Origin of the sequence: Halorubrum sp. Atlit-26R (genome assembly GCF_003666015.1) — an archaeon.
In the GTDB taxonomy this organism is placed as follows: domain Archaea; phylum Halobacteriota; class Halobacteria; order Halobacteriales; family Haloferacaceae; genus Halorubrum.
Genome location: NZ_QPLT01000014.1, coordinates 47480 through 66616, shown reverse-complemented (window position 1 = coordinate 66616; position 19137 = coordinate 47480). Strand labels below are relative to the sequence as shown.

The window sequence follows — 19137 nt, the reverse complement described above, 5'->3', positions numbered from 1 at the left end:
CGTGTGGCCGTGGGAACACGTGATCGTCAGTTACCTCACCTTTTCCGTCGGCGTTCACGTCGTGTCTCGGCGCCCTCCGACCGCGTTCGAGGCGAGCGCGCTGGCCCTCGCGTCCGTCTCGCCGGACCTCATCGACAAGCCGCTGGCGTGGCAGTTCGGCGTGTTTCCGTCGGGGTACGGTGCGGGCCACTCCGTGTTCTTCGCCGTGCCGCTCACGTGGTTCGTCCTCATCGTGAGCGCGGTCCTCAGGCGCCCCGGCGTCGGCGTGGCGTTCGGCGCCGCGTACGGGATCCACCTGGCCGGCGACGTCGTCCCCGACCTCCTCGCCGGCGACGGCCTCCCGATCGAGCGGGTCCTCTGGCCCGTGTTCACCGTCGAGACGACGTACGAGGAGGGGTTCGCGGGAACGCTCCTCGGGTACCTCGCCGACGCCCTCGACGACCTGCTCTCCGGTCCGCCGAGCGCGTCGTTCCTCGTCGTGCTCGGACTCACCGCGACCTGTGCGGTCCTGTGGCTGTACGACGGAATGCCCGGCGTCCGCGAGCCGGTGACGTGGGGCTGGCGTCGGCTCCGCGACTGACGGCGGCGAGGCCTCGCGCGACTCGCGTCCACCGTGACCGACCGGACGGCTGCGAGGCTCGGAGGACGTAAAAGCCGGCTACCGGCGGCAACCGACGGGTAACAATGTCGTTCGGGAGGCGCCAGCAACTGTCAGAAGATCTCCCATGTACTACACGAAACCACGGGCCGGACGGACGGGAACCGACGTCGAGAACGAGGCGGTCCCACCGACATGACGGTGAGCATCGCCGACCCGCGGGTCGGCGTCCCCGAACTGGACGGGCTCATCGAGACGGCGGCCGCCGGACGGCTGGCGGACGGCCCGGAGGTCCGCGCCTTCGAGGCGGGCGTCGCCGACCGCTGCGGCGCGACCCGCGGCGTGGCCACGTCGAACGGAACAACCGCCCTCCACGCGGCCTTACACGCGCTCGGGATCGGCGCGGGCGACCGGGTCGTGACGACGCCGTTCTCGTTCGTCGCGACCGCGAACGCGGTCCGGCTCTGCGGGGCGACGCCGGTGTTCGCCGACGTGGACCCAGAGACGCTGAACCTCGATCCGTCGGCCGTCAGGGAGGCGATAGACGGGTTCGACGGGGGCGTCGACGCCGTGTTGGCGGTCCACCTGTACGGGCTCCCGGCCCCGATGGACGAGCTTCGAGCGATCGCCGACGAACACGACGTACCGCTGATCGAGGACGCGGCGCAGGCGCACGGCGCAGCGGTCCGCGGCGAGCCGGTCGGATCGCTCGGCGACGCGGCCTGCTTCTCGTTTTACCCGACGAAGAACATGACGACCGGCGAGGGCGGGATGGTGCTGACGGACGACGAGGCGCTCGCGGACGGGATTCGAAGCTTCGTCAACCACGGTCGGACGGACGCGTACGCCCACGCCGAGGTCGGTCAGAACTACCGGCTGACGAGTCTCGGCGCCGCGATCGGCCGGGCGCAGCTGGACCGGCTCGACGACCTCGTCGCGGTCCGCCGGCGCAACGCCGCCCGGTACGACGAGGCGCTCGCCGACAACCCGTCCGTGGACGCGCCGCCCGACCCGTCCGGCGTCCGACACGCGTACCACCAGTACACGGTCCGGACGGACCACCGGGACGCCCTCCGGGACCGCCTCGCGGCCGAGGGGATCGACACGGGGGTGTACTACCCGACGCCGATCCACCGGCAGCCGGCGTACGCGGACGTCGACGCGGCGGCGCCGAACGCGGAGGCCGCGGCCGAACGCGTCTTGTCCGTCCCCGTCCACCCGCAGCTGTCGCGGAGCGAGGTCGAACGGGTGGCGGACGCGCTTCGGGGGTTCCGCCCGTGACCGTCTCGGTCGGCGTCCTCGGCGTCGGGAGCATGGGCCGCCACCACGCGCGAGTGTACCAGGAGCTCGGCGCCGCGGATCTGGTGGGCGTCGCGGACGTCGACGGCCAGACGGCCGCCGAGGTGGCCGAGGCGTACGACACGAAGGTTCTGACCCCCGAGGAACTCGTCGACGCCGCGGACGCGGTGTCGATCGCCGTTCCGAGCCAGTTCCACCGCGAGATCGGGGTCCGGGCGCTTCGGTCCGGGGTCCACGCGCTGATCGAGAAGCCGCTCGCTCCGACCCAAGAGGAGGCTGAGTCCCTCGTCTCGGCCGCGGCCGACGCCGGGGTCCAGCTCCACGTCGGCCACATCGAGCGGTTCAACCCCGCCGTCCGGACGGTCGCCGAGTTCGTCGACGACCTGGACCTGATCGCCGTCGACGCCCGTCGCCTCGGCCCCCCTGTCGACGAGGAGCGCGACGTCGACGACGGGGTCGTCCTCGACCTGATGACCCACGACCTCGACATCGTCCGGTCGCTGGTCGACGCGCCCGTCGCGGACGTGACCGCGTCCGGGAGCCCGGACGAGCAGTACGTCACGGCCACGCTGGCGTTCGACAACGACGTGGTCGGGTCGCTCACGGCGAGCCGGGTGACACAGCGGAAGGTCCGCGAGCTGACGCTGACCGCGGCCGACTGTCAGGTCACCCTCGACTACATCGACCGCTCGGTCCGGATCCACCGCCGGACGCGCCCCGAGTTCTTCGTGAACGACGGCGACCTCCGCTACCGGAGCGAGCAGGTGGTCGAGCGGCCGACGGTCGACAACGGAGAGCCGCTTAAAAACGAGCTCAGCGAGTTCGTCGAGGCGGTCCGAGAGGGTTCGGATCCCGTCGTGCCCGGCGAGGACGGCGTGGCGGCGCTGTCGCTCGCCCGTCGGGTTCAGTCCGCGCTCGACCCAGCCGAGGCGCTACGCGGCGAACACCACACGGACTGAGCGGCCCTCCTATCCTGTTCAGCCTGACGGCCTCGCTGAGTACGGGGATTCCTGTTTCCAAGACGCGTCTTCTAGGAACGGAATCGGTTCCCATAGTACATGTTTCGCGCGTGGATGGTGTCCGGTCGTTACATCTCTCTCTTGACCGACTCCTTAACCACGGCCGGGTCTTTTAAAAGTCGGTGCTGTTTGTACGTTCCACCAGCCCGACCGCCACTTTCCAGCGTGGATTCAAGCGTGTCGTTGAACGCGTGTTCACGAAGGAGATCACGAACGCGGTCGATCTTGAGGTGGTCGGCAGCCTCCTGCTCGCATACCTCCACGTAGGCATCGTAGATACGCGTGGTCCGAAACTCTGTCTCGTCGGTGTTCTGCGTCAGCTCCGCGAGCGCTAAAAGCACGTACCGAGCGTGCGGCGTGTCGGTCGCGAGTAGTTCGCGGAGTCGATCGACTTCGGCTTTCTTTTGTGCTTCGTTAACGTGGTGTTCCAGTACCTGTTCGGCGCCCTCCTGTTCAGCGAGCTTCCCGGCGTTCTTCAAGATCCGGACGGCCTTGCGGGCGTCACCGTGTTCGCGAGCCGCGAGCGCGGCAGTTCTTGGGATAATCTCCGGAGAGAGAACGCCGTCGTGAAACGCGTCTTCGCGGGCTGAGAGGATGTTCCGGAGTTGGTTGGCGTCGTACGGTGGAAACACCGTCTCCTCGTTGCCGAGCGACGAGAGGACGCGAGAGTTTAGCTCGTCACCCCACTCGACCTTGTTCGAGATGCCGACGACGCCGATGTACGTTTCTGTCTTCTCGCTTTCCCCTGCTCGGGATAACTGCATCAGAAGCGTGTTAGCAGCCTCTTTCGGGAGTTGATCAATCTCGTCGAGGATGACGATCCCGCCGTCGTAGTGATCTTCCAGTAGCGACCAGATATACGAGTAGTAGTGAGACGGCCCGAGCCCGGTGAGAGGAATGGATTTGGGCTCACCAGCAAGTTCGTTGAACTCGCGGGCGATCTTCGAGGTCGCCTGCGCTTCCGTGTTGTGCTGCGCGCAGTCGATATATACCATTTCGACGTTCGTCCCACGAGATTCTGCCTCACGCACAACGCGTCGAGAGGTATGTTTGCTCACGAGAGATTTTCCCGTACCGGTCTTTCCGTAAATCATCACTGACGTGGGTTCCGAGTTTGTCACCAGCGGCCCGATATTGCTGGCAACGTACTGGATCTGTTCGGTGCGACCGGCGATTCGATCGCTTCCCGGGACAGTAGAGATTTCGAGTAGTTCAGGTCGGCGGATCAGCTCCGTTCGGTTCAGCACCCCCGCTTCGGCGAACAACGGATCGCCGCCGCCCGACGATCCCCGCTCGCCGTCCGCGAGATCGTCTCGCTCTTCGTCAGCCATAGATTCGGTTTTCAAGGCCACTCACATATACCTACCCCTGTTCCGACTGTAACTCATCGAAATACGCGTTTTCGGTGGCTGTAGGAAGAAGATACGTACAGTCGGAACGTGGTCCCTCCCCCCTCGTTCCAACTGTATCGAGAAAGGTGGACAGTGTCCTCTCACCCCTCCGTCCAAGTGTAACTTGACAGGTCCGACGCCGGTCGTTCTCCTCCCCCACCCCTCGTTCCGACTGTATGTCGATCGCGGTGGCTACATCTTAATTCAGGACCATCGAGGATACCGGAAGGTTTATAATAGATCGTGAGATATGCTACCGTATAACACTTTCTGTTTACTGGTAAGCCGAGGCGTCTTTCGGCGACCGATCTGGCAGTAGACAGGGCCTTCACGACCGCTACCAGCAGAAAAAGGCCGCCGCAGTTGTCTTCTCCGAGTCTGCGATCCCCATTTGGAGCGAACGATTTACACTCGGAACGAGGGGTGGGTGAGGTCGGGAAGACTGAGATAGTCGTTGATCCATTCCCCCCAAACCTCTCCGTACATCGACGACGGTTTTTCGTCGGCGGCGTTCGTTCCCCCTCGGTCTGGCTCTAAGACTACGCGGGCCGGTCGCCACCAGAAACGCTCTCTTTCATTTTGAGCGGCCTCCCCGTCTTGCGGCCTCACCGGAGTTTGGCGTACGCGTCCGTGAGCAGCTTCATCACCGGTCCGGACCGCTCCAGCCGGTAGTACGTCTGGACCGTCGGCGCGAACTTCGCCTTGTACCGGCAGAGCCGGCGGTTGTTCGCGCCCACGAGGTCGTACTGGTCGATCCCCTCCTCGCTCGCGCGCTCGATGACGTGCCAGTCGAGGAGGTCCTGGGCGGGGACCGACGCGTCGAAGTCCGCCACGCTCTGCCAGCGGTAGACGGTGTCGTCGTCGCAGAGCAGTAGGGCCCCGCCGACGAACTCGCCGTCGACCGTACAGACGTACGCCCGGAGGTGATCGGGGATCGCCCGCGAGAGGTCCCGCACGAGCGACGGCGTCACCTCGTAGGGCACGCCCTGTTCGTCGTGGCGACGCTTCGCGTTCACCACGATCTGCTCCATCGCCGAGCGGTCGCCCTCCTCGATCGAGAACGCGTCGGCGTCGGTGTTCTGGACGTTCGACCGGAGGTCGCTGCCCATCGTCTCGAGGAGCTCGTCGAGGTCGCCGGTCAGGTCGACGTGATACGTGTACCTGGGCGTCGACTCGAAGTCGTTCCAGAGGAACGGGCGGGGGTCCTCGTAGCCGACGCTCGTCCTGACGCTGACGTACCGGGGCGCGACCTCCTCGTCGACGTACTCCATCGCCGACTCGACGAACGAGAGGTGCCGTCGCTCGCGCTTCCGGCGCTTCATGTTCGGGTCGGCGAATATCGCGGGACCGAGGTAGGTGAGCTTCCGGTTCGGCGGCGGCGAGAAGACCGTCATCACCGGGCCGACGCGCCGCTCGAAGACCGGGAACAGCCCGGCCGGCTCCTCCCCGACGTAGCCGACGAGGGGGTGAAGCGTCGAGTCGGTGTGGTCCGCGAACACCTCCAGCGCGGCGCGGCGGTGGAACGGCGTCGTCTCCGCGGCGCGCTCGACGAGGCGGTCCCACCCGTCCGGGTCTTCGAGGAGTTCGACGTCGACGCTCACTGCGAATACCCCGAGTTCGGACGCCGCGTCGCGGCCCTCGAGTCGTCGATGCGAGTGTTCCGCCCGTCTCCCGCGACCGCGGCCGTCGTCGCCGATGCCGTGAGCGTCCGACGCGAGGCCCGCTTCGGTCGACGGCTGGCTCGCGCGCCGGGCACTGCGGGAACGGCGTGACCGGTCGCAGCGCTCGCGGTCGCACGCGTTCCGGCTCCCGACGGAGGTGTCCGGTTCATACGCCGGGAACACCGCCGATCCGACCTTTGTTATGTTCGGCCTGCCGCGGTGCCCCCCGAGCCGCGGCGGCCGCGACGCCGCGCAGACGGCGGACTCGGCCGGCGCCGATGGGCGACCGGCGCTACTGCGACCGGGCGATCTGGGACCGTCGCAGCGCTCAGCGACGGTTCCGAGCGCCGCCGGTCCACCGCCCGTGCCGGGTCCGGAACGACCGTCCGTCGACTCACTCGTCCGGCGGCGCGTCGCCCGGAAAGTGTCGCATAACAAAGCCGCCCTCGGGGGTGGTCGTTCGTACGACTCGCCGCGCGGCGGGCGACCACGAGATGTATCCGAGAACCAACGCACCGGACGGCGTAACGACGACCGAACGCAGTCGCCGGCGGTCGCCGGACCCGAGGAGGTCGCGGTGAGCGACCCGGGGACCGAGACCGAGTCGACGGGGGCCGAGTCGACCGAGCGTCCCGACGGCGGGACCGACGCGGCGAGCGTCTCGAACTCGCTCGTCGACTCGTCGAGAGTCCAGATCGGCGAGGGGACCCGAATCGACCCCGGCGCGACGCTCGCGCCGCCGGAGTCCGGCGACCTGACCACGCGGATCGGCGACGAGGTGCGGATCCGGTCCGGGACGGTGGTGTACGCCGGCGCCACCGTGGGCGACCGAGTCGCCACCGGGCACGACGCGGTGATCCGCGAAGGGACGCGGATCGGCGACGACGCCGTGATCGGGACGAAGGCGGTGATCGACGGGGACACCACCGTCGGGGCGCGCACGAGCCTCCAGACCGGCGTGTACGTGCCCACGGGAACGACCCTCGGCGCCGACGTGTTCGTCGGCCCGAACGCCGTCCTGACGAACGACCCCTACCCGGTTCGCACCGACGCCGACCTCGCCGGCCCGACGCTCGGCGACCACGCGTCCGTCGGGGCCAACGCGACGATCCTGCCGGACGTGACCGTGGGCGAAGGGGCGTTCGTCGCCGCGGGCGCCGTCGTCACCCGTGACGTGCCGTCCGAGACGCTCGCTGTCGGCGCGCCCGCGACGTTCCGCCCGCTCCCCGACGAGCTCGCCGGTCGCAACGACCTCCCGTGACCGCTCGCGAAACGACCCGCCGCGGCCCGACCGCGGCGTTCACACCTCATCGATGACCCACCACTACCCGACGACCCGACGATCGAAGACGGCTCCGCGCTCGCGGACGCCTCGCCTCCCGACCGACGCCGGTCGGCCGAACCGAACGCCGGCCGGCCGAACGACCCGGTTCGACGAGCACGCCGCGGCCTGCCGGCCGATCTGCGGAGGCCAGCGATGAGTGAACGCTCCGAGCCCGCCGCCGCGGGCGACGACCCGGGGACGGGTGACGGCGACCCGGTAGTCAGCGGCGCCACGTCGTCGGTGGGATCGCTGTACGGGTCCTGCGCGTCGCCGTCGGTCCAGCGTCGGTCGCTCGTCGCCGGGGAGGTGCCCGTGGCCGTCTACGGGCTCGGGAAGATGGGGCTCCCGATCGCCGCCGTGTTCGCGGAGGTGACGGGTAACGTCGTCGGCGCCGACATCGATCCCGACGTCGTCGCGGCCGTGAACGCCGGCGACTCGCACGTCGCCGGGGAGCCGGGGCTGGACGCGCTCGTGGCGGACCGCGTGGAGGCCGGCGCGCTCAGCGCCGTCTCCGACCCCCGCGAGGCGGCCGCGGCCGCGTCGGTCCACGTGATAATCGTCCCGACGCTCCTGACCGAGTCGGACGCCGCCGACCTCGCCGCCGTCGACGCGGCCGTCGACGCGATCGCGACCGAACTCTCCCCGGGCGACGCGGTGTTCGTCGAGTCGACCGTGCCGCCGCGGACCTGCGCCGACCGGATCGCGCCGCGGCTGGCCGAACTGAGCGGCCTCGTGCCGGACGCGTTCGGCGTCGCGTTCTGCCCGGAGCGCACGTCGAGCGGCACCGCGCTCAGGGACATCCGCGAAGCGTATCCGAAAGTGGTCGGCGGCGTCGACGACGAGAGCACGCGGGTCGCGTCGCTCGTGTACGGGGAGGTGACCGACAACGAGGTCGTCCCCGTCCGGGACGCAGCGACGGCCGAGGCCACGAAGGTGTTCGGCGGGGTCTACCGCGACGTGAACATCGCGCTCGCGAACGAGTTCGCCCGGTACGCGGAGGCGACGGGGATCGACGTCAGGGAGGCGATCGAGGCGTCCAACTCCCAGCCCCACAGCCACATCCTCTCGCCGGGCCCCGGCGTCGGCGGCCACTGCATCCCGGTGTACCCGTACTTCCTGACGAACGGGTTCGACGCCGACAGCCCGCTGATCCGGATCGCCCGGATCGTCAACGACGAGATGCCGTCGTACGCGGTCGGAGAGCTCCGCTCGATCCTCCGGAGGGAGGGCGACGAAGGGGAGGGTGAGGGGGAGAAACGGAGCGATCCCGGACGCGGCGCGCTCGACGGCGCGCGGACGCTCGTCCTCGGCGTCGCCTACCACCCCGGCGTCGACGAGACCCGGAACAGCCCCGCCATCGAAATAATCGAGGAACTCCGGCGACACGGCGCCGCCGTCGACGCCGTCGACCCGGTCGTCACCGACTTCGGCCCGTTCGCGGCCACGCGGCTGTCCGCCGCCGAGGCGGTCGAGAACGACTACGACGCCGTCGTCGTGACCACGCCCCACGAGGCGTTCTCCGCGTTCGACTGGGACGCGCTCGACGCGTCGACCGTCCTCGACTGCCACGACGCGCTCGACCTCTCCGGCACGGACCACCGTCGGTACGCGATCGGGCGCGCGCTGTCGCTCGGTCCGGACGACGGGGGCGACCCCTCTCGGTCCCGGTCCGCGAGCGCCGCGGCCAGCACCGACGGCGGGGGAGCCGACGGGGGCTCCGATGCGTGACTTCACGGAGGCGACGTACGCGGACCTGCTCGACGCGGCCGCGTTCGAGGGGTACGAGTTCCTCACCGTTCGCGAGTACATCTCGCGTGAGGCGCTTCCGGACCGCTTCGTCGTCGTCCGACACGACGTCGACCGGAAGCCGCGGAACGCCCTGTCGCTCGCCCGGATCGAGGCGGTCCGAGACGTGCCGGCGACCTACTACGTCCGCACCGAGGAGGGGATCTTCGACCCGGACGTGGTGACCGGAATCGCGGAACTGGGACACGAGGTCGGCTACCACTACGAGGACCTCGACCGCGCCGACGGCGACCGGGAGTCCGCGCTCGCGTCGTTCGCCACGCAGCTCGACCGGGTCCGCCGTCTCGTCGACGTCGACACCGTCTGCATGCACGGGAACCCGCTGACGCCGCACGACAACCGCGACATGTGGGGCGACCCGCCGGAGTTCGACCAGTTCGACCTCCTCGGCGAGGCGTACCTCTCGATGGACTTCGCGGACGTGACCTACTTCTCCGACACGGGTCGCACGTGGCGCGACGGCGCGCTCAAGGTCAAAGACCACACGATGGGCGAAGGCGACAAGCGCGTCCAGGCGGACACGACCCGCGAGCTGATCGGGCTGCTCCGGCGGGGCGAGGTCGACCGGGCGTGCCTCCTCGTCCACCCCGACAGGTGGAGTAGCTCGACGGCCGAGCACGTCGCCCAGAGCGTGAAAGACGCCGCGATCAACGCCGCGAAGTACGGCATCCAGGCCGTCAGATGACGACTTCGGACTCGGCCTCGTCGCTCGGCACGCGGGTCTCGCGGGAGGCGGCCGTGCCCGACGGTCACTCGTTCGCGCTGTGTCTCACCCACGACGTGGACAGGCCGTACAAGACGTACCAGGCGCCCTACTACGCGGTCACGGAGCGGGACCCGTCGCACCTCCGATCGCTTTTGCCCGGCGTGAACCCCTACTGGAGCTTCGAGGCGATCGCGGCGCTGGAGGACGACCTCGGCGTGCGGTCGGCGTTCTACTTCATGGACGAACAGCGGCTGTTCGGGGACCGGCCGGTCGCCGAGTGGCTGGACGCGGACGGCTGGCAGCGGTACGTCGGGCGGTACGCGATCGACGACCTGGCCATCGTCCGGGCGATGCGCGAGCTGGACGCCGGCGGGTGGGAGGTCGGCCTCCACGGCTCGTTCGAGTCGTTCGACGACCGCGACCGGCTCCGGACCGAGAAGCACCGCTTAGAGTCGCTGCTCGGCCATTCGGTCCGGGGCGGCCGCCAGCACCACCTCAACCTCGCGGTCCCCGAGACGTGGGAGCACCACGCCGCGCTCGGGCTGCGCTACGACTCGACGCTCGGGTCGTCGGACGCGTACGGCTTCGACCACGGGTACCGACCCTTCCGCCCGTTCGACGACGCGTTCGTCGAGTTCCCGCTGACGCTGATGGACGTGGCGCTGCCGGACGTCGCCGCGGACCCGGCCCGCGCGGAGGAGGCGTGCGAGTCGCTGCTGCGGGAGGCCGCCGAGAACGGCGCGGTCATGACCGTCCTGTGGCACCCGCGGTACCTCGGCGACGACCACCCGGAACACGTCTCGCTCTATCGGGACCTCGTCCGTCAGGCCCAAGAGCTCGGTGCGTGGGTCGGACCGCCCGGTGAGCTGTACGATCGAATCGAAGAGTCGACGGCGTAACCGGGGTTCGCGGCGGTCTCAGGAGTTCGTATCGTGGGCGACGACACCGCTGAGGTCGGGGTGGGACCGGAGCGGCGAGGCCAGCGCCGCTTCCGGGTCGGACGCGAGCCCGTCGCGGCGGCGCTGCCACCCCTCGTGGCGGGCCATGATCCAGACCGTCACGGCGTCGAGCCCGAGCAGCTTCGCCATCGCAAGCCGGTTCCGCCCGTCGACGAACAGCAGGTCGCCGTCGCGCCCGACGGCGACGGCGATCTCGTCGTTGACCACGCCGAGGACCCGCGACGCGCTGGTCGGTCCGGGCGAGTCGAACGACCCGGCTGCGAGCTCCGCCTGCGTGCGGTACCCGCGCGTCGCGAGCGACTCGTGCAGCTCGTCGAGGAAGCGGCATCGGCGCGCGACGTCGGCCTCCGAGGTACAGCCCCAGAGGATCTGTCCGTCCTCGACGTAGTCGACGACCGTCCGGTAGAAGCGCGTCTCCGTCCACGGGCGTCCCGCCGCGAAGTGCGCCTCGAACCCGCGGTACAGCTCGGTGTTCTCGAACCGGCGGTCGAGCGAGTCCCAGTCGCCGCCGACCACCGTCCCTGCGTGCTTGAACTTCGGCGGCGGGAAGGTCGCCCCAGTGCGAGTCTGGTCCGGGTAGGCGTCGGGCTCGACGAGGAACTCGATCCGGTCGGGGTCGACCGTGACGAGCTTGAACGGCGCGACCCCAACGCCCCGCCCGCCCGCCGGGGCCGCGGCACACGCCTGGACCGTGCCGTACGCGAACGCGTACGCGCCCCACGCCCGAAGCAGCGGCGACCGGAGTCGCGGGTGCGCGTCGATCGCCTCCCGGCCGGCACGACGGATCGCGGCCTCGACGCGCGTGAGCGCCGCTCCGGGCACCATCCACCGTCCGTGTGTGTGTTCCGACATTGCGAGTCGCTCCTGGACGGTGTCTCCTACCGCTCGGAGGGACATGAACGCGTCTGACGGTGAAACGCCGCGAAGCCGGGGCGACGCGTCGGCGTCAATTCCCGGCCGAATCCGCCCCACAGCGTGCGTGTTTCGCGCGTTCCGGCTGTTTCGGATCCCGACACAGCCAGCGGCGCCCGCGGCGGACGCCGGTTCGATCGCGCGGCGGATGAGGGGCCGGTCCGTTCCCCGGCGGCTGTCCGAGGCGAGCGACCGCGTCGTCGTCGGGCTATCTGAAGCATAACAAAGCGTCCGTCTTCCGCCCTCCGTAACAATGAGCGACAAGGAGTGGGACCCGAACAACGTGCTCGATCTCCTCGGGGACCCCCTCGCGCGGCGGGTGCTCGTCGCGACGGGCGCCCGGCCGAAGTCTGCGGAGGAACTCGCCGAGGAGTTCGACGTCTCGTTACCGACCGTCTACCGACGGACGAACAGGCTGATCGAACACGGACTGCTGTCGGATCACCTCCGCGCCGACGAGCGGAAAAACCAGTTCAAGGTCTTCGAAGCGACCGTCAGCGAGGTAGTCGTCAGCGTCGAAGAGCGGGGGTACGAGATCGAGATGAAGACGAGATCCACGGTCGGGACGCGCTTCGACGCGTTCTGGTCGGACATCGGCCGCTCCGTCCCCGACGACGGCGGGCGAAAAGACTCTGAGGACCGGTCGGTCGGGACCGATCGCCCCGACTCGACCGAACACACTGATCCCGCATGAGCCGGCTCGCCGTAACCGCCATCCTCGTCGTGAACGGCCTCGTGTTCCTGTTCGGCTGCGCGATGACGGGCCTGAGCCTGGCCGCGTACCGCGCGACCGACGGGCGCGGCTCGTACCGCTGGTCGACCGCGGGGTTCGCGTTCGTCACGGTCGGCTGCGTCATCGAACCAGTGTTCCAGTACGGGATCCGCCGCGACTGGGACATCTCCGGGATCGAACTGCTATACCTCCAGGCGATGGAGGGGACGTTCTTGGCGCTCGGGCTCGGAATCCTGTTCGTCTCGATCTACCGCCACGGTCGCGGACGGTCGACCCCCGGAACCGAACGAGTGCCGACGGAGCCGGCCCGGAACTCCGAGACCGTCCGCCTCTCCGTGGACTCGCGTCGGGATGGAGAGTCGGATCGATGAGTCGAATTCACTTCGACATCACGCACCCGGCGCACGTCCATCTGTTCAGACACGCGATCCGCGACCTCGTCGACGACGGGCACGCAGTCGCCGTCAGCTCGCGCGAGAAGGAGATCACGACCGATCTGCTCGACGCCTACGGCATCGAACACACGGTCCTCTCCCGGAAGGGAACCCGGAAGCCGGGACTGGTAGCGGAGTGGCTCGGTCGGGATTTGCGGGCGCTCCGATACGCGTGGCAGTTCGACCCGGACGTGGTGGTGAGCCGGCTCAGCCCGACGGCGATCCACGCGGCCGCGACGTTCGGGGCGGGGAGCGTCGTGCTCTACGACACCGAGGGGACGAACCGGCTGGCCCGGCTGTTCCTCCCGCTCGTGGACCGGATCTGTACGCCGGACTCGTTCGAGACCGAGTTCGGGGAGCCGCACCGCCGACACGCGGGAGTCCAGGAGCTCGCGTACCTCCATCCCGACCGGTTCGAGCCCGACTTCGACCGGCTCCGCGAGCACGGCATCGACCCAGACGACCCCTTCGCGGTGTTGCGGTTCGTCTCGATGGGCGCGCACCACGACGTCGGCCGGGAGGGGCTCTCCCCGGCGGTCAAGCGCCGGCTCGTCGACGCCTTGAGCGATCTCGGGGAGGTGTACGTCTCCGCGGAGGGCTCGCTGCCCCCAGACCTCGACGCGCGGCCGGTGCCGGTGCCGCCGGCGGCGATCCACGACCTGCTCGCGGCCGCGAACGTGCTGGTCACCGACTCGAACACGATGGCGACGGAGGCGGGGCTGCTCGGCACCCCGTCCGTGCGGTCCGGGTCGTACGTCGACACCGGGGAGTTCAGCAACTTCGCCGCCCTCGCCGAGGCGGGGCTCGTCGAGTCGATCGCCGACGGGGACGCCGCCGTCGAGCGCGCGGTCGAGCTCGCCGCGGACCCCGACGCGAGCGACCGGTGGGCGGAGCGCCGCCGGGAGTACGTCGCGGCGTCGACGGACGTCACCGACTACATCGTCGACACCGTCCTCGAAGTCGCCGGGGAACGGGACGCAGAATCTGTGGCCCGCGAGTAACCGACCCCACCCTACTTCGGTCGCTCTTTGAGGCCGGAGGCTCCACCTCGAAGTATGCTGAAGCCGAGAGCTCATCGACAGATTTCCTTCTGTGCGAACGGCCCACGCGAAAGACGCGCTACCTCAACTACCCACCCTCAGCGAGCGAAACCGTCGGGGCGAGGAAAGCGGGGAGGAGAAACCGCGTTATCACACCAGTCGAACGGAACCGACTCCCTACGTGTGAAGAATGGAACCCGACGAACCCATTTGTACAATACTTATCTACTGGCAGAAATCACGTCACACGTGTACGTTTCCAAGTAAGTGACGTACGATCTAAATTAATGTCGACACGCCCTCCATCCGACGATTCAGACGAACAGCCCTCCGATGACGATCTGACCGACTGGCCGCCGGACGGCCCCGACCAAGACCAGTCGTCCCGACCGTGGATTCCGCTTGGCGTTGTTGGAGTCATCGCCGTAGCCGTCGGGTGGTTCTTCCGGCCGTGGCTACACGGGCTCGTCTACACGGTCTACACGACGCCGCTGCTGTTGATCGGCATCGTCGTCGGCGGTCTCGCTGCGTGGATCACCGCACGGTCGGGAGATCGCGTCGAGACTGCCGTCAACACGCTCTCCAGCAACGACCACACGATCACTCCGCTCCGTGTCGGAGTGGTCGTACTCGTGATCGCTGCGTTCGCGCTGATGCCCGTCGCCAACGCGGTCGCTGGCGTCACGTTGAGCGACCAAACGATGAGTCAGACGACTACCGTCGAGCGACTCGACGATGTCGACGCCGAAAACCCGCGCATCGTCACGCGAGCGGTCGCCGATCGGTACGCGTCGAACACGCTCAGCCGGCCCCAGTACCGCGTCGGGGACACGGACATTAGCGTGGTGAACGGGACTCCCTACTGGGCGGCGCCGCTCGCACCGGACGGCCTGTTCAACACGATCACCAAACGGCAGGCCGGGACGGTCCTCGTCGATATGACGACCCAACAGGCGAACGTCCGGTCCGTCGACGGCGAACTCGAAACCGGCGTCGGAACGATATTCTACCGTAACTACCGGTGGGAACTCCTCAAATCGCAGTCGTACCTCGTGGACTACGGCGATCCGAAGATGGTCGTCCACGACGGTTCCCAGTATATTGCGGTTCCGTACACGGAGCCGACGTTCCACCTGACGCCGCTTCCCCACTCCACGCCGCAGTGGGGAGGCGTCGCCGTCATCGATCCGAGCGGATCGGTCCAGATGCTCTCGCCGTCCGAAGCTGCGGCCAGTCCGATCCTCGACTCTCAGCAACTGTACCCCGAGGCGCTGGCGCTCCGGTCGGTCGCAGCGACGAAGTACCGCAACGGGATCGTCAACACGTACACGAGCCACGAGGACGAGATCGAGATCGCACCGCTTCCCGGAGACGGAAACGACCAGCCGTTCTTCATCCTCTCCGAGACGGGGCCAAAGTACGTCGTCGCCGTCGAGCCGTACGGAGACGCACAGGGACTTCAGGAGCTGTGGACGATCGACGGTCAAAGCGGGACGTTCGAACGGTACGTGCCAGCCGACTCGCTGTTCGGCCCGCAGCGAGCAGCGGACCTCGTGAGGCAATCGGCGCCACAGACGGATTGGGACCGATTTTCGCCGGCCGAGCCGATCCTCACGGTCATCGACGATCGGGAGTACTGGCAAGTACGCGTCGTCCCCGAGGACAACAGCGGGATCGCGTACGTCGCGTTCGTCGACGCGCGGTCCGGTAACGTCGATTCGTTCGAAGAAACGGACGCGATCACGCAGTTCCTCGCGGGCGAGACGCCGTCTGGGACGCCCACAGAAACAGATCCGAGCGAGACGGCTACAGAGACGCCGACAGTCATAGTCCAACGGGTCGCCGAGAACGGCACCGTGATCGAGACCATGAGAGTGTACGACGACGAAACGGTCGAGATCCGAACACCAACGAACGGGACCGTCAGTACGGCGAACGCAACCGCCAGAGCGCTCGGAAGCCGGCCGTAGTCAACACCACAACCACGGCGACACGATCCGTGACCGGGCGGCGGGACCGACCCGGCGCCCTCGTTCATTGCGATCCGGTGGCCCGCTCGTTGGTTCGGGAACGGCGGTCGCCGCCCGGAGTAGCCCCGGCATTACAAACCGCGAAACCGCGGGAGACCGCACACGAATGTCTCACGGATCCCGCGGTGCGGCGCGAGGCGACAATCGATCTGCGGCGAGACGACCGCGCGGCGCCGGCCCGAACGCGAGGCGGCCGGGGCTTCGGGGGTGACCGCCGGTGGTCACGCACCTGCCGCGCACGCTCTGGAGCAGCCTGAGGCACTATCCGCTCTTACACCGTTCGAGCGACGTCGGCCCGGTCAGCCCGGAGCTGTTCGACGAAATCCTCGACGACTACGACGCCGACGCCGCGTTCCTCCACGTCGGGCTCAGCGACGTCAAGGCCGCGTTCGAGACGAACCCCTACGAGTTCGTCGTCGAGCGGCTCCGCGAGCGGTTCCCCTCGCTCCTCGTGCCGGGGTTCACCAAGTCGTTCCGCGATACCGGTCGGTTCGACGTGGCGGAGGACCCGCCGGAGCTCAACGCCTTCTCGCGGCTGTTCTACGAGAACGACGCGGAGTACCGGACGCCGGACCCGCTCCACTCGATCCTCTGTGCCGGCGAGTACCGGTTCGACGGCTGTGACTTCCGGGACACGTTCGGACCGGACGGCTGTTACGCCCAGCTCGAAGCCGACGACGTGCTCTGTCTGAACGTCGGGACGCACTGGCTGGTCTCGACGCAGCTCCACTACCTCGAACAGGCGCTCGACGTGCCGTATGTCGAGACCGTCGAGTTCGAGGGCGAACTCGTCCAAGAGGACGGCACGGTCGAGCAAGTGACGCAGACGAACTACGACAAGAACCTCTACCTCTACTTCTGGAACCGGACGAAGCTCCGCGACCAGATGGTTCGGGCGGGAGTTCTCGACTGGTACCGGCTCAACGGGCTCGACGTGATGGCGTTCACGATGGACGACCTCCGGTCGTTCGTCGAGCCGAACGTCCTGAACGACCCCTACTACCTCGTCGCGTGACCCGAACGCCAACCGCCGCGGCGGCCGGGGAGAGGTGAGACGGTGCGCGTGCTCACCCTCGCCACGAACGGTCGCTCGCGGTTCTACCGGCAGCATGTCGCGGGCCTCAGGGACCGTGGGCACGCGGTCGACGCGATGGTGGTCTCACAGCCCGACGACGGGGAGTCGCGGTCGGTTGCGACCTACGCCCGGTACTACGCGCGGGTCCTCGCCGCGGCGCGCCGAGGGTACGACGTGGTGCACGCGAACTACGGCCTCACGGCGCCGCCGGCGGTCGCACAGCCGTTCGCGCCGACGGTGGTGTCGCTGTGGGGGAGCGATCTCATGGGCCGCTACGGCGCCGTGAGCCGGAATGCGGCCCGGTTTGCCGACGCCGTCGTGGTGATGTCCGAGGAGATGGCCTCGCTCGTCGACCTCGACTGCCACGTGATTCCGCACGGGGTCGACACGGACCTGTTCCGGTCGCTCCCGCGCGAGTTCGCCCGCTCGGCGGTCGGGTGGGACCCGGACCGCCACCACGTGCTCTTCCCGTACCCGCGCGACCGAGCGGTGAAGGACTTCCCCCGGGCGCGGCGGATCGTCGACGCGGCCGACGCCGCGGCCGAGCGTCCGGTGGAGCTTCACACGATCAGCGGCGTTCCGCACGCCCGCATGCCGGTGTTCTACAACGCGGCCGACGCGCTGATCCTGACCTCGCGGCGGGAGGGCTCACCGAACGCGGTGAAGGAGGCGCTCGCGTGCGACTGCCCGGTGGTCGCGACCGACGTGGGCGACGTGGCGGAGCGGCTCGACGGCGTCGCCCACACGGCGGTCGGTGACGACGACGACGACCTCGCGCGGCGGCTGGCGGCGATACTCGCGTCCGGCTCCCGACCGGACGGCCACGCGGCGGTCGCCCCCCTCAGCATCGAGCGGCAGCTCGACGGGATAGTCGACGTGTACCGGTCCGTCGCGGACGCCCCGGACAGGCGGTGAGAGCGGCGTCGGTCGAGACCGTCCCGACATCCGCGAGTAGTGTAATTTAAACTATATAAGTGGACGGAACGGCCGGCTCCGACGAGCTATCGAAGCGGCGACACTCGTCGTCGGGAGTCTACAGAACGCCTCGAAACCGGTGATATCGGGATTCCGACCGCGTGATCGGAACGAACGAGGTCGATGAACAGCTTTGCCGTCGGCCGGCCGCCGGCGTGCGTCAGTTCTGTATATTCAAATATGTGTATCTTTTCTAAAACGTGGTATAAGACGCTTACCGCGGTGTATCCTGTATCAACCGTCGGTAGGTTTTAAATATATAGGTTAAATTGGATGACTCGAAACAGATGGCGATTCGACGAGTCGACCGGTCGTTCCGGGGCGCGTTCGGGAGCGGATTCGAGGCGTGGGCGCCCAGCCGGTCTCGGACGGTCCGGCGAACGGCCCGAAACCGCGGAACGGGTTGACGGCCCCGAGCGAACGACGCGCGTCGTTCTGCGGCGAGCGGACGGGTGCCGTGTGCGAACAAACGGGCGCCGACGAATCAGTTCGGACATATGAGTACTACAAAACCAACGACAGACCACGCGAATCCGACGGACTCAGACGGGAAATCGGACGACGAGGGAGAATCGAACGGCGACGAACGGGCGCAAGAGCTCTCGCTGGACGTCATCTTCGACATCCTGCGAAACCGGCGACGGCGGCTGGTGATAGAGGCCATCGAGGCCGAGGACGGTGAGACGACGCTGAGTGACCTCGCGGAGCGCATCGGCGGCATCGAGAACGACAAGTCGCCGAGCGCGCTCGACGCGCAAGAGCGGAAGCGCGTGTACGTCGGACTGTATCAGTGCCATCTCCCCAGGATGGACGACGCGGACGCGGTCGAGTTCGACAAGGACCGGGGAACGGTGACCCGCGGACCGATGGCCGACGCGTACCTCTCGTACTTGGAGTCGGACGCGGACGAGGAGTCGAAACGCCGGTGGTCGCGGTACTACTCCGCGCTCGTCGGGGGGAGCTTCGTCGCGTTCATCCTCTCGTGGACGTTTACGACGGATCTGGCGGCGCCCGTGTTCGCCGGATCGTTACTGCTGATCGCGGGCTTTTACGGCTACCACAGTATCGTCGAGGGAACCGACTGAGCGGACCCTCCGTCGCTCCCCGGCTCGGTTCCCGATCCGTCGCCGTTATTCGGCGACTGGACCGGCGTGTCCGGCCTCGGGCTCGCTCGG

At 68.2% G+C, this 19137-nt stretch carries 17 protein-coding genes; 14 read left to right on the top strand and 3 right to left on the bottom strand.

The window, feature by feature from the left end:
• Positions 1–19 precede the first annotated feature (19 nt).
• The 3 genes from DVK07_RS14700 (at position 20) to DVK07_RS14690 (ending at position 2856) form a co-directional block, all read left to right on the top strand.
• On the top strand, positions 20–580 hold the full coding sequence (locus DVK07_RS14700) for a metal-dependent hydrolase (protein ID WP_147441177.1): 561 nt from the start codon (positions 20–22) through the stop codon (positions 578–580).
• Between the two features lie 213 nt (positions 581–793).
• Positions 794–1879, top strand: coding sequence for a DegT/DnrJ/EryC1/StrS aminotransferase family protein (locus tag DVK07_RS14695; protein ID WP_121597746.1), 1086 nt, complete (start codon positions 794–796; stop codon positions 1877–1879).
• A complete protein-coding gene (locus DVK07_RS14690) occupies positions 1876–2856 on the top strand; it encodes a Gfo/Idh/MocA family protein (protein WP_121597745.1) in 981 nt (326 codons plus the stop codon). The genes DVK07_RS14695 and DVK07_RS14690 overlap by 4 nt, the downstream gene beginning before the upstream one ends.
• Positions 2857–2984: 128 nt before the next feature.
• Here DVK07_RS14690 and DVK07_RS14685 read toward each other — a convergent pair whose 3' ends face one another.
• Positions 2985–4247: a Cdc6/Cdc18 family protein gene (locus DVK07_RS14685; protein WP_121597744.1), complete on the bottom strand. Its 1263-nt coding sequence runs from the start codon at positions 4245–4247 to the stop codon at positions 2985–2987.
• A 665-nt stretch (positions 4248–4912) separates the two neighbouring features.
• Positions 4913–5908, bottom strand: coding sequence for a GNAT family N-acetyltransferase (locus tag DVK07_RS14680; protein ID WP_121597786.1), 996 nt, complete (start codon positions 5906–5908; stop codon positions 4913–4915).
• A 754-nt stretch (positions 5909–6662) separates the two neighbouring features.
• On the opposite strand from DVK07_RS14680, the gene DVK07_RS23675 reads away from it, so the two are divergent.
• From DVK07_RS23675 to DVK07_RS14660, 4 genes are all read left to right on the top strand, one after another.
• The gene (locus DVK07_RS23675; protein ID WP_394338885.1) at positions 6663–7229 is read left to right on the top strand and encodes a DapH/DapD/GlmU-related protein; all 567 of its coding nucleotides are present in this window, start codon (positions 6663–6665) and stop codon (positions 7227–7229) included.
• Between the two features lie 216 nt (positions 7230–7445).
• Complete coding sequence (locus tag DVK07_RS14670; RefSeq protein ID WP_121597741.1) at positions 7446–9020, top strand: nucleotide sugar dehydrogenase; 1575 nt, start codon at positions 7446–7448, stop codon at positions 9018–9020.
• Positions 9013–9783 (top strand): hypothetical protein, encoded by a 771-nt coding sequence (locus DVK07_RS14665; RefSeq protein WP_121597740.1) that lies wholly within the window; start codon positions 9013–9015, stop codon positions 9781–9783. The genes DVK07_RS14670 and DVK07_RS14665 overlap by 8 nt, the downstream gene beginning before the upstream one ends.
• Positions 9780–10703 carry a polysaccharide deacetylase family protein gene (locus DVK07_RS14660; protein WP_233565446.1) on the top strand — a complete coding sequence of 308 codons (924 nt, stop codon included), beginning with the start codon at positions 9780–9782 and terminating at the stop codon, positions 10701–10703. Before DVK07_RS14665 ends, DVK07_RS14660 begins: the two co-directional genes overlap by 4 nt.
• An 18-nt stretch (positions 10704–10721) precedes the next feature.
• Here the strand turns inward: DVK07_RS14660 and DVK07_RS14655 are convergent, their stop codons facing one another.
• Positions 10722–11615 carry a hypothetical protein gene (locus DVK07_RS14655; RefSeq protein WP_147441176.1) on the bottom strand — a complete coding sequence of 298 codons (894 nt, stop codon included), beginning with the start codon at positions 11613–11615 and terminating at the stop codon, positions 10722–10724.
• 313 nt (positions 11616–11928) lie between these two features.
• Here DVK07_RS14655 and DVK07_RS14650 point away from each other — a divergent pair, with 313 nt between their 5' ends.
• The 7 genes from DVK07_RS14650 (at position 11929) to DVK07_RS14620 (ending at position 19047) form a co-directional block, all read left to right on the top strand.
• Positions 11929–12369, top strand: coding sequence for a helix-turn-helix domain-containing protein (locus DVK07_RS14650; protein ID WP_121597738.1), 441 nt, complete (start codon positions 11929–11931; stop codon positions 12367–12369).
• Positions 12366–12779: a hypothetical protein gene (locus tag DVK07_RS14645; protein ID WP_121597737.1), complete on the top strand. Its 414-nt coding sequence runs from the start codon at positions 12366–12368 to the stop codon at positions 12777–12779. Before DVK07_RS14650 ends, DVK07_RS14645 begins: the two co-directional genes overlap by 4 nt.
• Positions 12776–13843, top strand: coding sequence for a DUF354 domain-containing protein (locus tag DVK07_RS14640; protein ID WP_121597736.1), 1068 nt, complete (start codon positions 12776–12778; stop codon positions 13841–13843). Before DVK07_RS14645 ends, DVK07_RS14640 begins: the two co-directional genes overlap by 4 nt.
• Positions 13844–14169: 326 nt before the next feature.
• Positions 14170–15852: a hypothetical protein gene (locus DVK07_RS14635; RefSeq protein WP_121597735.1), complete on the top strand. Its 1683-nt coding sequence runs from the start codon at positions 14170–14172 to the stop codon at positions 15850–15852.
• A 277-nt stretch (positions 15853–16129) separates the two neighbouring features.
• The gene (locus DVK07_RS14630; RefSeq protein ID WP_121597734.1) at positions 16130–16927 is read left to right on the top strand and encodes an AAC(3) family N-acetyltransferase; all 798 of its coding nucleotides are present in this window, start codon (positions 16130–16132) and stop codon (positions 16925–16927) included.
• A gap of 42 nt (positions 16928–16969) precedes the next feature.
• A complete protein-coding gene (locus tag DVK07_RS14625) occupies positions 16970–17902 on the top strand; it encodes a glycosyltransferase family 4 protein (protein WP_121597733.1) in 933 nt (310 codons plus the stop codon).
• Between the two features lie 557 nt (positions 17903–18459).
• Positions 18460–19047, top strand: coding sequence for an ArsR family transcriptional regulator (locus DVK07_RS14620; protein ID WP_121597732.1), 588 nt, complete (start codon positions 18460–18462; stop codon positions 19045–19047).
• The last annotated feature ends 90 nt before the right edge of the window (positions 19048–19137 follow it).

Bases quoted from the DNA above. Each gene is read 5' to 3' on its own strand.
- DVK07_RS14695 (WP_121597746.1), top strand. From the start codon at position 794: ATGACGGTGAGCATCGCCGACCCGCGGGTCGGCGTCCCCGAACTGGAC.
- DVK07_RS14685 (WP_121597744.1), bottom strand. From the start codon at position 4,247: ATGGCTGACGAAGAGCGAGACGATCTCGCGGACGGCGAGCGGGGATCG.
- DVK07_RS14670 (WP_121597741.1), top strand. From the start codon at position 7,446: ATGAGTGAACGCTCCGAGCCCGCCGCCGCGGGCGACGACCCGGGGACG.
- DVK07_RS14665 (WP_121597740.1), top strand. From the start codon at position 9,013: ATGCGTGACTTCACGGAGGCGACGTACGCGGACCTGCTCGACGCGGCC.
- DVK07_RS14660 (WP_233565446.1), top strand. From the start codon at position 9,780: ATGACGACTTCGGACTCGGCCTCGTCGCTCGGCACGCGGGTCTCGCGG.
- DVK07_RS14655 (WP_147441176.1), bottom strand. From the start codon at position 11,615: ATGTCGGAACACACACACGGACGGTGGATGGTGCCCGGAGCGGCGCTC.
- DVK07_RS14650 (WP_121597738.1), top strand. From the start codon at position 11,929: ATGAGCGACAAGGAGTGGGACCCGAACAACGTGCTCGATCTCCTCGGG.
- DVK07_RS14645 (WP_121597737.1), top strand. From the start codon at position 12,366: ATGAGCCGGCTCGCCGTAACCGCCATCCTCGTCGTGAACGGCCTCGTG.
- DVK07_RS14640 (WP_121597736.1), top strand. From the start codon at position 12,776: ATGAGTCGAATTCACTTCGACATCACGCACCCGGCGCACGTCCATCTG.
- DVK07_RS14635 (WP_121597735.1), top strand. From the start codon at position 14,170: ATGTCGACACGCCCTCCATCCGACGATTCAGACGAACAGCCCTCCGAT.
- DVK07_RS14620 (WP_121597732.1), top strand. From the start codon at position 18,460: ATGAGTACTACAAAACCAACGACAGACCACGCGAATCCGACGGACTCA.